The sequence below is a fragment of the Granulicella sp. L46 genome (assembly GCF_009765785.1).
Classification (GTDB): Bacteria; Acidobacteriota; Terriglobia; order Terriglobales; family Acidobacteriaceae; genus Granulicella.
In genome coordinates this window covers 553,239-566,877 of the sequence record NZ_LMUT01000025.1, presented here as the reverse complement: position 1 = coordinate 566,877, position 13,639 = coordinate 553,239, and the positions used below count along the sequence as shown (strand labels likewise).

9 protein-coding genes and 1 pseudogene are annotated in these 13,639 nt (G+C 57.0%); 5 read left to right on the top strand and 5 right to left on the bottom strand.

What is annotated here, in order from left to right:
• Window positions 1-44 precede the first annotated feature (44 nt).
• Entirely contained in the window at window positions 45-872 is an 828-nt protein-coding gene (locus GSQ80_RS22325; protein WP_158789826.1) for a thioredoxin family protein, read from the bottom strand.
• Between the two features lie 145 nt (window positions 873-1,017).
• Complete coding sequence (locus GSQ80_RS22320; RefSeq protein ID WP_158789825.1) at window positions 1,018-2,073, bottom strand: low specificity L-threonine aldolase; 1,056 nt, start codon at window positions 2,071-2,073, stop codon at window positions 1,018-1,020.
• Between the two features lie 229 nt (window positions 2,074-2,302).
• On the opposite strand from GSQ80_RS22320, the gene msrA reads away from it, so the two are divergent.
• The 5 genes and pseudogenes from msrA to GSQ80_RS22300 all read left to right on the top strand — a co-directional run bounded on the left by msrA (window position 2,303) and on the right by GSQ80_RS22300 (window position 4,337).
• Complete coding sequence (msrA, locus tag GSQ80_RS22315) at window positions 2,303-2,926, top strand: peptide-methionine (S)-S-oxide reductase MsrA (protein WP_254059890.1); 624 nt, start codon at window positions 2,303-2,305, stop codon at window positions 2,924-2,926.
• 89 nt (window positions 2,927-3,015) lie between these two features.
• Window positions 3,016-3,099, top strand: a pseudogene (locus tag GSQ80_RS24040) (thiol reductase thioredoxin); the annotation flags it as partial.
• 42 nt (window positions 3,100-3,141) lie between these two features.
• Entirely contained in the window at window positions 3,142-3,450 is a 309-nt protein-coding gene (locus GSQ80_RS22310) for a co-chaperone YbbN (protein WP_254059864.1), read from the top strand.
• Window positions 3,451-3,473: 23 nt separating this feature from the next.
• Window positions 3,474-3,944 carry an NUDIX domain-containing protein gene (locus GSQ80_RS22305; RefSeq protein ID WP_158789822.1) on the top strand — a complete coding sequence of 157 codons (471 nt, stop codon included), beginning with the start codon at window positions 3,474-3,476 and terminating at the stop codon, window positions 3,942-3,944.
• 69 nt (window positions 3,945-4,013) lie between these two features.
• The gene (locus GSQ80_RS22300) at window positions 4,014-4,337 is read left to right on the top strand and encodes a hypothetical protein (RefSeq protein ID WP_158789821.1); all 324 of its coding nucleotides are present in this window, start codon (window positions 4,014-4,016) and stop codon (window positions 4,335-4,337) included.
• A 24-nt stretch (window positions 4,338-4,361) separates the two neighbouring features.
• Here GSQ80_RS22300 and GSQ80_RS22295 read toward each other — a convergent pair whose 3' ends face one another.
• The 3 genes from GSQ80_RS22295 to GSQ80_RS22285 form a co-directional block, all read right to left on the bottom strand.
• Window positions 4,362-6,476 (bottom strand): prolyl oligopeptidase family serine peptidase, encoded by a 2,115-nt coding sequence (locus GSQ80_RS22295; protein ID WP_158789820.1) that lies wholly within the window; start codon window positions 6,474-6,476, stop codon window positions 4,362-4,364.
• Window positions 6,477-6,593: 117 nt separating this feature from the next.
• Entirely contained in the window at window positions 6,594-10,346 is a 3,753-nt protein-coding gene (locus tag GSQ80_RS22290) for a TonB-dependent receptor (protein WP_158789819.1), read from the bottom strand.
• Window positions 10,347-10,667: 321 nt separating this feature from the next.
• Window positions 10,668-13,631: a M14 family zinc carboxypeptidase gene (locus GSQ80_RS22285; protein ID WP_158789818.1), complete on the bottom strand. Its 2,964-nt coding sequence runs from the start codon at window positions 13,629-13,631 to the stop codon at window positions 10,668-10,670.
• Between the last annotated feature and the right edge of the window lie 8 nt (window positions 13,632-13,639).

Here is a 13,639-nt window from a genome sequence, read left to right as displayed (position 1 = left end):
GGAAGATTTACGTGGCGCCCCGTGGAGCCTGAGCGCGTCTGATTCTAGGGATGATTATCCGATACGGTGCTGGGCTGGGCCGGGCCGATTTCTTCTACGGACGCCGCACCTACAATTTTTCCGGTGCCACCAGCTTGTGCAACTACTACAACACCCAAATTGGCGGGCGCCTCGCTTGATTTCAGTTTCACTTCGAAATCACGTGACAAAACATGGCCAGGAGTAGTCTTCCCGATCTTCTCAAGATTGAGGACGACTTCAGTTTCCGTTAGCTTTCGGCCTTTATTTTCGCCTGCGGATACGTCAGAATTCGCCTGGTGCAAGGTTACCGCTACGTAGATGTCTGCAGGCTGTTTGGCGGAAGTGCCGTCGATATCGATATGGCCACGGAGAATGCCAAATCCCGCCGGGTCAATATGAGCTGAAGTTATCGTCACTGGAATCCGCTGATCTTTGACTGCCTTTTCAAAGACCGCACGAACCTGGGCCTCGTCAGTGAGCTTCAGTTCATCGGTTCCATCCACCACGAACTGGGGTGTATACGGAGAAGGAAGTCCAAATCTACTGACATAGACTTGCTGACGATCCGTCAGCTGGTCCGAGGAGTGGGGATCCTTCCATCCGTCGTGGTTCCAATACGTAACGTGCTCACTCAGAGTAATCAGTTTCGCTCCGGGAATAGGTTGCATTGATTGCAATCTCTGCAGAAACGCATCGGCAGGGGGGCACGAAGAGCAGCCTTCGGAGGTAAAGAGTTCGACCACAACCGGCACGGGCGTCGATGTCTGCGCAGCGCACACATGTTCCCAGTTAACGGTGGCGCAACAGACCAACGAGAATGCGACTGAAGCAAATTTGGTTCTTACGGCCATACCCTGTTGTTCCCCACTGATTGATAGCTTGCCCTCACATCCGGTTCTACCCGCTTTTAGACTCACAGATGAACACCTTACATGCAATAGCCACTTCAGTGGTTATTGTGCTGGCCACCTGCATATTCACAAAAACAGTCTTACTTCAGGTCCGCCAGGTTGCGGGAGCCAAACAGAGGTCGTGGAGATCACCGACCAAAGCATTCATGCGCTCGGGCTCCGCATCCCACGCAAACATAAAACGCGCGCCGCCGCCGATGAAAGTGTAAAACATCCATCCGCGCGCACGCAGTCCTTCCGCTACATCAGACGGCAGCTTCAGGAAGACGGCGTTGGCCTCCACCTTGAACATTAGCTCGACCAGAGGGAGGTCTCTGACTTTACGGGCAAACTCCGTCGCGCAGGTATTGGCGTGCGCGGCATAGCGGAGCCATGCGCCGCTCTCCAGCATGCGGACCCAGGGGGCGGCAAGAAACCGCATCTTGGAGGCAAGCTGGCCGGCCTGCTTGCAACGATAGTCGAAGTCTTCTGCGAGCCTGGTGTCGAAGAAGATCACGGCCTCGCCGATGGCCATGCCGTTCTTCGTGCCGCCGAAGCAGAGCACGTCGACGCCGGATTTCCAGGTGATCTCTGCTGGGGTGCAGCCGAGCGAGGCGCAGGCGTTGGCAAAGCGCGCGCCATCCATATGCAGCTTCAGGCCAAGTTCGCGGCATATATCTGAAATGGCGCGGATTTCTTCGAGTTGATAGAGTTCGCCGGTCTCGGTGGGCTGCGTGATGGTGACTACTCGGGGCTTGGGATAATGAATGTCGGTGCGCTTGAGCGCGACGGTGCGGATGGCTTCGGGGGTGAGCTTGCCATTGGGCGAAGGGGCGATGAGGAGCTTGGAACCGTTGGAGAAAAACTCGGGCGCACCGCACTCGTCGGTTTCGACGTGGGCCGTTTCCGAGCAGATGACGCTGTGATAGCTCTGGCAGAGCGAAGCCAATGCAAGTGAGTTGGCGGCTGTTCCATTGAAGACGAGGAAGACCTCGCAGCTGGTGTCGAAGAGGTTACGAAAGGCGTCCGATGCGCGGGAGGTCCAGGAGTCGCCACCATAGGCGGGTTCGTGGCCGTGGTTGGCTTCGTCCATCGCCTCACAGGCTTCCGGACATACTCCGGCGTAATTGTCACTGGCGAACTGCTGAGGTTGCTGTTGCATGGATTGACGATAGCGGATTCGCCCCGTCACAGCAATTGAACATCGGCGTGTCGAGTTGCGCATTTTGTGCGGACAAATCGGGGTTTTGTTGTGTCAGGCCAGCACTTTCTGTAACGTCGAGAAGGTTGGCGACGTCTAACCCTTTGTATCTTCTCCCGCAGGAGGTCTCATGTTTCCGAACCACCGTACTTCTTTGATCGTTCCGACGGCGCTGCTGGCATTTGCGTTTATGGGCTGCACGCACGCTGAGACCCGCGCGCCGATCCCGGCGCCGCAGGTCGACGCTTCCCTCTCGCAGACTCACGGCAAACAGACGGCGATCTTCGCTGGGGGATGCTTCTGGGGAACGCAGTCGGTGTTTGAGCGAGTGAAGGGTGTGGTAGCAACGACCGCGGGGTACGCTGGCGGCTCTTCTTCGACGGCTACCTACGACCAGGTGACGACCGAGACGACGGGGCATGCGGAGTCGGTGAAGGTGGTTTACGATCCGGCGAAGATTACGTACGGGACGCTGCTGCGGATCTTCTTTTCGGTGGTGCATGATCCGACGCAACTGAACCGGCAGGGACCGGATGTGGGGACTTCGTACCGTTCGGCGATCTTTTATGTGAACGACGAGCAGCGCAAGATTAGTGCGGCCTATATTACGCAATTGAATGCGGCGCATGTGTTTGCTAAGCCGATCGTGACGGAAGTGACTCCGCTGAAGGGGTTTTACGATGCTGAGTCGTACCACCAGGATTATGCGTTGAATAATCCCAACAACCCGTACATTATGGTGTGCGATCGACCCAAGACTGAGGCTCTGAAAAAGGAGTTTCCTGAGCTCTTCGTCGAGTATCACGGGAAGTAACTGCCTCAGTGGGCGGAAGATGTGCGCGTAACTTTTTGCATGGCTAGCGCATCGAATTGGGCGGATGTAGGTTTACGGATCGGAGTTCTATGCCTGTCATTCGAACTTGCGCGCAGTGCCACCAGAAAAACCGGGTCTCCGCTAAACATCTGAGCGATACGGGCCGTTGTGGCGCATGTAAGGCGCCACTTCCTCCGCTGGCGGAGCCATTGGCGGTGGACTCTGTACTGTTTGATGAAGTCGTCCAAAATGCGACGGTGCCGGTGCTGGTCGATTTCTGGGCTGGGTGGTGCGGGCCTTGCCGCGCGGCAGCTCCTGAGGTTGCGCGCACCGCGGCTGATATGGCGGGCAAGGCGCTGGTATTGAAGGTAGACACGGAAGCCAATCCGCAACTATCGGCCCGATTCCAGGTGCGTGGAATTCCCAACTTTGTGGTGCTCTCGGGCGGCAAGACGGTGGTGCAGCAGGCCGGGCTCGTCGACCACAACCAAATGGAGCAATGGCTGCGCTCGGCTGCTAGCTGAAAGGGTATGGCTGGGAAATAAGAATGCCGAAGCGCAGTGCAGGTCTCCTGATGTATCGACGAACGGCGAGCGGGCTGGAGGTGTTTCTCGTGCATCCAGGAGGACCGTATTGGGCGAAGAAGGGCGGAGGCGCGTGGGGCATTCCAAAGGGCGAGTACCACAAGGGAGAAGAGCCTGTGGATGCAGCGAAGCGCGAGTTCACGGAGGAGACGGGCTTCACACCGACGGGGACGTTAGTTGAGCTTGGATCAATCCAGCAGAAGAGCGGAAAAATTGTTACCGCATGGGCGATCGAAGGCGATTGTGATCCCGCAGAGCTAGTGAGCAACACCTGCAGTCTTCAATGGCCCCCAAAGTCCGGGAAATTCGTCGAGATTCCGGAAATTGATGAGGGGCGGTGGTTTGGGATGACAGCGGCGCGCGAGACGATCCGCAAAGAGCAGGAGCCGCTCTTGGAGAGATTGCGCGATGCACTGGCGAAGACTCAGCGTTAAACTATTCTGAGACACGCTTGACAGGCGACCGTCCGAGCGTAGAGGGTCACAGAAAGCAGGGAGGTTGCGATGAGCGAAGTTGCTATGAATGAGATCTTCAAACCGGAATCGAGCATGGTGCGCTTTCGAATTGCATTGATCCTTGCGATCGTTGCGGATGTGCTGCAGATTGCGCTTCTTCCGATGTTCGTGGAAGGAGCGGCGTCGCCTGCCGATGACGCGCTCGATGCCGGGGTTGGGATCGCGTTGATTGCACTGCTCGGCTGGCACTGGGAATTTGCGCCATCGTTCATTGGCAAGCTCGTGCCGGGCGCTGATTTGATACCGCTCTGGACGTTAGCGGTCGCGAGCGTTTACAGAAAAACGAAACGCATCGAGGCTCCTGCTGCGTGAAGGCGGCGACTGCGGCCTGAAGATTTAGTTGCGGCCGTACCGTGCGAGCCACTTCAGCTCCTCGCGAACCTTGATGTAGCCATGCCAGGGGTTCTTGTCGAGCGGATGATTCTCGCCGGGGAAGACTAATAGCTCATGCGGCACGTTTAGGCGCTCGAGAGCGCGCTCGAGGAGAACCTGTTCGAAGTAACTGACGCGATTATCCGCGTTGCCTCCTACGATGTGGGTCGGCGTGGTCACCTTGTTCAACTGAAAGAGCGCGGCCTCGCTCTGATAGAGCTCTGGCTTCTCCCAGGGCGTGCCGGAGAGATACCACGCGTCGTCCCAGGTGAGGTCGTCATTACCCCAGTTGGCGGCATGCTCGACGGCTCCCGCGCCAGTGACGGCGGCCTTGAATCGATGGGTCTGGGTGATGAGCCAGTTGGTCATGTAGCCACCATAGCTGTAGCCGCCGATGGTCAGGTGATCGGGGTCGGCTATGCCGTCGTGAACGAGCGCGTCGACGCCGGAGAGGATGTCGTGGCCAGGCGCGGAAACGAGATGCGGATGGATGGCGAGCATGAAGTCGTCACCATAGCCGGAGGAGCCGCGATAGTTGGGACGAAAGACAAGCCAGCCATTGGTTGCGGCGAGCGTCGCCCAGTCGTACCAGTCCGCTTCGAAACGATTGCCGTCGGCGTCGGCTGGGCCACCGTGAATTAATGTGAGCATGGGCAAATGCTTCTCGTTCAACTTGCCTGGAGGATAGATGAGCACGCCCTCTACCTCTGTGCCATCGTTGGACTTCCAACGATAGGGCTTCCACGCAACCTGCGCGCGCTCGTGGAAGATCGGGTTGAATGTAGTCACGGCCTTCGCATCATTCACCGAGGGTAGACTGTCCGCTACGAATACCTGTGTGGGATCGGTAATAGTGGAGTGGGTGAAGAGCAGCTCACTACTGTGTCGAGCGGCGTCCAGAAAATTATTATTTCCGGGTGCGTTTGAGACGACGGTCGCTTTGTCGCCGTCAATGCGATACACGTGCTGATCGATACCGGTCAGACCCGCGGCCAGGATTGTGCCGTCCGACGTAACGGCCGCGCCTTCCCAGGAACCATGAAACGCCGCGCCTAAGCGGATGAAATTTCCGGTTGAAGTGTCGAGGGAATAAATCCGGCCCTGTACGTCCTGGTATGGGCCTTCAATGGATCCGGCGGCCGCGCGCACGAGAAGAATGAGATTGTTTCCCGAAGGCATCCAGTGGATATCGCTTTCGAGACCCTGGTTATGCGTAAGTTGGTGCGCATCTCCACCTTTTGCAGCGACAAGAAAAAGCTCGCTGGCGGATGGATTCTCGAGGCGAAGTGAGACGGGTCCAGTCTCAAAGGCGATCTGCTGGCCGTCAGGCGATGGCGCGATCTCCTTAATCTGCAGCGAGCTCGTGGTCAACACGGTGGCATCTTCCGGGTACGCCGGTTTGTCTGCAGTTGGTTTCGGATCCTGATGCGGCGGCGAAATCTTCGCGCTGTTATGGATGGCGGCAGCTACGGGAAAGGAAAGCAAGACATCGCCTCGCTCCTGTTCCCGCCAGCGAATTACATCCTTCCACTCTTCTTTCTGTGCGTCGTCGGCGGCTTTAGAGAGTGCTTGCGTTACGGAAAACACTACGCTCGCGCCGTCGCTGGACCACGCGAAGGCATGGGCATCCAGTTTGTCGCGGTAGAGCGGCACTGCCTCGCCGCCGTCGATAGGGATCAGCCAGACGCGGGTCGTGCCCTCCTTGCTGTCGTCGTCACTAGGGGGCTCGGTGGGCAGCGGGCGATCGGAGAGGAATGCGATCATGCGTCCGTCAGGTGACCACTGCGGTGAAGAATCATGGCCCGCATGGGTAAGCGGAGTGGCGACTCCATTCTTCTTCTTCCACAACCAGAGATCTTCGGTGAAGCGGTTATGCTGCCAGTCCGAAGCCGCAGCGGAGATGACCACGGCCTTTCCATCTGGCGAGATACGCGCGCCGAGGATGTCGGTCGCATTCATGAACTCGTCAAGAGAGATGGGCGGCTTGCTTGGTGCCGCTGGAGAAGTCTGTGCGTTGGTCGGGAGTCCGGCGACCATCAGAATAGAAAGCAAGAGTGCGGATGCTTGGGTCGATCTCATAGAGGTGTGCAATGGTTCCATCGGCGTTGGTAAAAGGTTACATCTTGCGCAAAAGATTCAGCCGGCGGAGAGAGCGTGAGCCCCTCCGTCGGCTGATGGTTAGCTACGACACACAACCTAGAAGTCGTAGCGAAGAGAGAACTGCATCCGGCGTGGCTGTGTCAGAAGGGTGTCAGCTGTGCCAATTGTGTAGGTCAGCTGCGTTGCGATGAACGCCGGATCGAAGCGGTTGGTGTTTGTGACGTTGTAGACCTCCCATGTGAACTTCAGGGCTCCAAACCTCGATACTTGCCAGACCTTCGCCAGTCCGGCGTCCAGATTGATGTAACCATCTCCGCGGAAGTTATTACGTTCGCCGGCCTCACCTGGATACGGAACGCGGATAGGCGTTCCGAACTGGGCCCCGCCGCTGATCGCGTTTGCGTTGTCGAAGTAAACCGGATTTCCCGAGGAGTCCAGATGCTTATGCACCTTCACCTGGCTGGGGTCGGTGACTACGCCATAGCCGGACCATGTCCAATTCGTTGTGTACCCCGGCTCGAAGAACGAAAAAGGCAGACCGGAAGCATAACGGAAGATACCTGAGAACTGCCATCCCCCTATGAATGCATCCACTGTGCGACTCGTGTTGCCCGCAATAGCTTTACCGCGACCAAACGGCAGAGAATAGACCATGTCTGCCGTCAGGAGCTGCGTTGTATCGAAGTCGGAGAGTCCTCGATTCAACGCTGGCCTCCAGGTATTCTGAATGATCGTTCCACTGCCAGCGACGCCGCTGGAAAACGTGTTTGAGCGCTCAGCATCTGAGCTGTAGTCAATCGATCTCGAGTAGGTGTAGTTAACCTCACCTTGAATGCCATGGGTATTTACAGCCTTCAAAGAGAGCTGCAGAGCGTTGTAGTAGCTCATGCCAATTGTGGAGAGTGAAAACAGACTGGCGAACTGCGGCTGCCACATCTTGGGGACCCACCCTTCCGGGCAACCGTAGACGCATGCATAGTCGATATCGAATATTGATGTTGTCGCGCCCAGGCCAATCTGGTTCGGAGCCCACTCATCGGAATAGATCGCTTGCGTTGCGCTCTCTCCTGGGTAATCAACGTTCGCCATAAAAGGAAAGGTATTTTCCCAAAAAGGAATTGGTTGGACAGTTGCAGTCGGATCATCTCCGGTCGCGTTCGCAATTTTGGATAGCTGCGTTCCGGCTGTGTAGTAGTCTCCGCCACCCTGGGGATCGACCCAATCTGTGGGCTCCGCGAGGTCGAGTTGACTGATCAAGTGACGGCCCAGTCTTCCAACATAAGAAGCCTCAAACGTCAGGCCGCCCGGAAGCTGGCGTTGAACTGATAGGTCAAACGCCTCCGAATAGGGTGTTTTCAAGCGATTATCCATACCGAAGGATATCTGTGCGGTCCCATCGGGATAGGTGTACGGAAACGTCGTCGTCGGCGCTCCCGCTCCATTGGTAAACGGGAGGGTGCGCCGGTCCGTAAAGCGAGGCGCGCTTTCGATACTGAATTCGTTTGCTTGATTCGTCGTCGACGAGGACAGCCCGAACTCACCGTTCTGGTCGAAGACATTGATCAGCGCCTCGCCAAAATGGTCATAATACATACCGAACCCGGCGCGAATGGATGTCTTTGGATCCGGCGCATACGCCAGCGCAAAACGCGGTGCGAAATTATTCTTGCTCTTGGGGAAGAACCCGGGCTTATGGTAGTACCTGCCCGCCGGCGCAAAGCTCAAATCAGGCTCATAGATGACGCCCTGTTGCGCGGAGATCTCGCGTTGTTTGTACCAGGCATCCGTGTCGATCGTGGGCGTAACCTCCTGTCCTTTCGTCTCCCACGGGGTCTGCAACACCGTGTAGCGCAACCCAAAGGTGAGCATAAGATTAGGCAGTGCCTGCCACTGGTCCTGCGCATATCCCTCGTACTCGTTCGCACTGAAATGACGGTTGATAGGTGCTCCATCTGCGAGCAACGTACCGCTGGTCGGGCTGGTCACTTCATAGTTGTATTGGTTCGTCACAGACGGAATCGTTCCCACCAGGTTGGCATAAGCAATTTTGTAGGGAAACGTGAAGGAGCTATCGACAGGATCGATGCCTTCCCCAAGAGTGCTGGGATCCAAAGGCGCCTGCCCCGAGAGCCACTGCGGATTCGTCGAAGCCGAATTGAAAGAGTTCACATTCGAGGAACGGTTCTGATGAATCAGCCGCCAGTTCACTCCGAACTCAAAATTGTGCTTCCCCTTAGTCCAGTTGAAGTTGTCAACGATGTTGTTGACCGGAATAATCGAAATGGTGCTCCGCGTCTCCGCTGTTTGCGTTGCGATGTAACGGAAATCGACGTAGTCGCCGCTACCCGCGCCCGACGAACCATATCCCTGGCGAATGTATCCGTAGCGGATATCGTTCACCATCGTCGGCGTAATGGTCCACGTGTCGCCGAAGGTCATGCCTTTCGTATTGTCGATCAGCTCGGTCGATGGTCCCTGGCCCGGAAACTGCTCCGTTCCAGCCGTCGTGTCCTTCTGCAGATTTCCACGAGCAAAGAGGCGATTCTTCTGCGATGGAACGTAGTCGATACGTACGATCGTTGTATTCAACGTCTTCGGATTGGGCGAGGAGAACGTATACAACGCCGTATTCAGCCCATCCCCACCAGCTGAACCTGGATTATTTGTATTGGCAGTAGGCAACGTTGCAAAGTACGCCAGTGCGTTTGGATTCGGCCCAGGCCCCGGAGGATAGGCCTCCGAACCGCACACGACGCAGCTTGCATCGAGCAGGGCGAGTTGGGCCGGCGAGATGGTGTCAATCTGCGTACCCCCGGGTGCGCCGTCGTTGTCCCCAATGTATGTGATGACGCCCTGCTTGTAGCTCGCCGTCGGTGTCGTCTGGCTGACAATCGCGCTCTCTGCTTGCCTCGTTCCTTCATAATTGCCGAAGAAGAAAAGCTTGTTCTTGATGATTGGCCCGCCGAAGTCCGCGCCGAAGACGTTACGAATTAGTTTTGGCGGGCGATTCGCTTCTCCGCTCGACAATTGAGAATTTTTGTTGAAGAAATCATTCGACACCGTATTAGTTGGACGAAAGTACTCGTAAGCGGCGCCGTGAAATTTGTTGGTGCCCGACTTGGTGACCAACGAAACTTGCGCTCCGGAAGAGCGGCCTTGATCCGCGTTGGCAATGCCGGTGGTCACACGGAACTCTTGAACTGAATCCTGGGTCTCGCGTAGCACTCCGAAAAAGGCCAGCCCGCGCACCTGGTCGTTGTCATCGATGCCGTCCAACGTAATATTGCCCTGATCGGAACGACCGCCATTGACCGCGCCGCTTCGGCTATCTGCCATCGCAGGATCAGCCGGGGGAGGAAACGCCAGCACGCCCGGCTGCAGCGATAGTAGGTCCGGCACGTTGCGCGTCTCGCTCGGCAGTGCCTGGATTAATGCGTTGTCCGCCGAACTGCCCAAGGAGGCATCGCTTATGTTCAGAGTCTGCGCCGCCGCGGACACATCGATAATCTGGGTGTTTTCCTGCACCGTCAGCCCAAAGTTGATCGTCGCGGGCTCATCCACCAGCAGTTCGGCGGTCTTGGTTTGCGCACCGAAGCCCGGAGCCGTCACCGTGATGGTGTACTTTGCTGGCAGAATCTGCTCCAGCGCATATTCGCCGTCTTGTTTTGAAGTAGTCGTTAGTTTCTGGCCCGCCGCCTCGTTTACCAGCGTGATGGTTGCGTCCCTCACCACAGCTCCGCTTGGGTCTTTCACGACGCCGCGCAGTGAAGTTGTGGCGTGTTGTGCAAAGCTTACTGCCGTACCAAGGGAGAGAAAAAGAACAAGTGCGAATACACTAATGCGTCTCATCAAAAGCTTCCTCCAGAGAGATAACAGCTTGATCAGCCCTAAAAAAAGGGGAGAAACGTATAGGGATCTGCTTAAGTCTGGTTTCCCAATAATCAAACAGGTATATGGATCTTAAATTCGTGGATAAGTAATGTATTACAGCAAGGTGACTTCAAATGCAAGTGGACATGATGACGCGAGATATCCAGATTTGAGCCACTCTCCATCGTCCACGCAAAACAAAAGCCGCGATCGGCACAGCGGTCTGTACCACTTGCCGGCAGCGCCACGAATCCACTTCTTCGTGCGCGCTGCCGTTAAGTGCAAGGCACTTCTGCAACTCTATGGCTTAGCAGGATGTCCGAGGTGATCGAAATTCAGGATTGCATTGAAGACCAGCGGGTAACTCCCCACCGTTTCACCGCGGTACACGGGATTATTTGCAAACAGGAGCACATTCCCGGCGCCCAGATGTGCATCCACAACGATGGCGTGTTCGGCGATGGAGGTCGGATTAGCCAGCAGCCCTGAGAGCAACATAGCCTTCCCATCCGCAAATCGCAGAATGACCTCCGGACGCAGGGCGGCCGGAATGACCGAGGGATTGTTGCGCAGCTGCTCTTCGTTGAGCGTCTTCGCCTCCCATGGCTTCTGCTTCGCCAAGGGCTCAGGATCAACATCCTTCCGTCCTTGGACCACATCGCTGTCTTCGAGAGTTCCACGCCCTGTGGGCCGCTGCGCATAAGGATCCATGAGCGTGCGGCCCGCCCCTCTGCCACCTTCCACGTTGCTGATGTTGAAGGCCATGCCATTCGCGCTGATCACGGGAACCGACGCGCCATAGCCCCAGGCAACCGGATGGTTGGGTGCCACAAAGATCGAGTCCAGAACCGTGCCGACGACGCGTGCATCGCCTTTCACGACGGACACACCGGGAGCGAGACCGCTGTCGATCGCAAATTCAGAAGTGTCCTCCGACGTGATCAGCAGACCTCCCTGTTGGACGAACGTGCGGAGGTGCGCTAAACCGTCAAGCCCGAGGCCGGGGCGGGTATCCGGGGTGGAGTCCAGGCGACCGAGGTTCGGGGTCAGATCCGTTGTCTGCCATGGCGTTGCATTTCCGTACTTCGGGGTGCCATTAATAATCGACTGCGTGGTTGAGTAGCCCACCGGTGCAAAAATGATCACGTCGTACTTGCTGCGGAGATCTGCTTCGGCGGCTGCCGTCTGGGTGCTGATGTATTTGTAGGGGACACCTGCATGGTCGAACTCGTAGCGCCACCAGCCTTCGGTCTGCGTTGACTGCCATGTGTGCATGAACGCGATCCGCGGGGCCTTGACCGGGTGCGTCGCCACATCGGGCGCTGATGCCAGGCGGGTCGCATCGAGCGATAGCTCCTTCAATACCGGCGCCAGCGTGGCGTCGGAAGCATCGCTGATCAAGAGCGAGCCTGCGCTGTATTTATTTCCCGCTGCATCGAAGGCTTTTTCCGCAACTGCGATATGTGCATCTTTCAGTTTGTACACGAGCGCCAGCAGCGAGCTCTGCCCAGTGTTCGCAATGACTGCAACGGAGCCCGTGCCTGTCTGCTTACCTGAGAGGCTTTGAGGATCATCGACACTCGTCATCTTCGCGGCAAGGATCGCGGGGTCGGTTAACCGCGCCACCTTCAGATTGAACAGTTCGGTGAAGCTCCATCCGGTGTCATCATATGGATGTTTTTGCGGGTCATCCGGAGCCCAATACTGCTTGTCCAGGAGCGCGTCGGCAATCCTGGAGTAGGGTTGATCCATCCGGACTACGAAGCTGCCCGCAGGAAATGTCTCTTGGGTAGGCTTATCGCCGCGTTTCGCGGGCGGCACGCTGGCCGTCACTGCATCCGTGAGCTGGCTAACTTCCACGTGCTGCTTCTTCAAAACTTCGAGCAACTGAATTTGACGGTTGAGTTCAGCAGTGTTCGTAGAGAGGACGTAGGCGGCAGGCCCCTCGACTGTTGGCTTCAGGATTGAACGCTTGCTCTTCTCGTAGTAGTTCACCAGGAAGTGATGAGTGTTCTTCGAGAAGTACGACAGTGTCGATAGCAGGGCGCTCTCCTCGTAGTTATTGTTGTCGCGCTGCGACCACGTCACCACCGGGAACGCCGGATTCTGCCGATACCAGGTGCGCGAATACTCCTCTGGCGAGAGGATACGTTTCTCGGTGTCAGCGCCGCCGTTGCCGAACGTTTCGTACAGACGGCTGATACCGTTGTGCAGGCCCGCGAGGAACATCAAGTAGCCGGGACTCCAGGTGTCGAAGTCGCCGTGCGTAAACACGCCGGGCATGCCGAAGTTCTGCATTTGCGCTACGTTGTTCCAGCCGAGCTCAGCCCACTCGTTGGCGAGTACTGGATCGATCCACGCGTTGTAGGGACCATCGCCGACGGTGTTGTCGTAGAGAAACGGTACGGACTCATGCAAATCGTGCAGCACCTGCGCATGCCAATCCACGTAGGTGTTAAGCACGTTGTTGGTGAGGTTGAGCGTCATGCCCATGGCGTCACGGTTGTTGTCGTGGGCTACGTAGTGACCCCAATAGACCAGGCGGGGCCAGTCTTCGGTTGGGTGCGCGCGGTGCCACTTATAGATGTCGACCATGCGATCGCGTCCATCGACCTCCACGACAGGCGTAATCAGCACGATCATGTGCGAACGGATGTACTTGATGTAGGGCGAATTATCCACGGCTAGCCGGTAAGCCATCTCCATCAGCGCTGTCGGCGCGCCGGTCTCCGAGGAGTGGATGGTGCCGGTGATGTAGTAGACGGGGTAAGAAGCGTCAATCAGCGGCGCTGCCTTAGCGTCATCCATGCCAATTGTGCGCGGGTCGGCGAGCTTTGCGAGGCGCTCGTTATTTTCCTTCTGACCCTTGAGCAGACTCTCATCGGCGATGGCCACGGCGATCATCTCGCGGCCCTCTTCGCTATGGCCAATCGTTACCACCTGCACACGCGGCGTGCTCGCCGCCAGCAGCCGGAAATACTTGTACACGTCCTCTGCGTACGGAAGCATGTTCGGTGCGCCGGACACATCGCCCAATACCTTTTCGGGCGTCGGAACGGTCGTGGAGGCGGGCAGATAATTGACCAGGGGCGAAATGAACGACGGGTCCGTGGTGTATTCCAGAATCTTCTTGGTGTATTGCTGGTCTACCGGCTGGTTAGGGTCACGTGCGTACTCGGTGTTCGCAACTTGAGCGGAGGCGGAGACGCAAAGAGAAAGCGCAGCGGCGGCCAGGAAGGCCGAGAGGAAGGCTGAATGTCGCATATCGATTT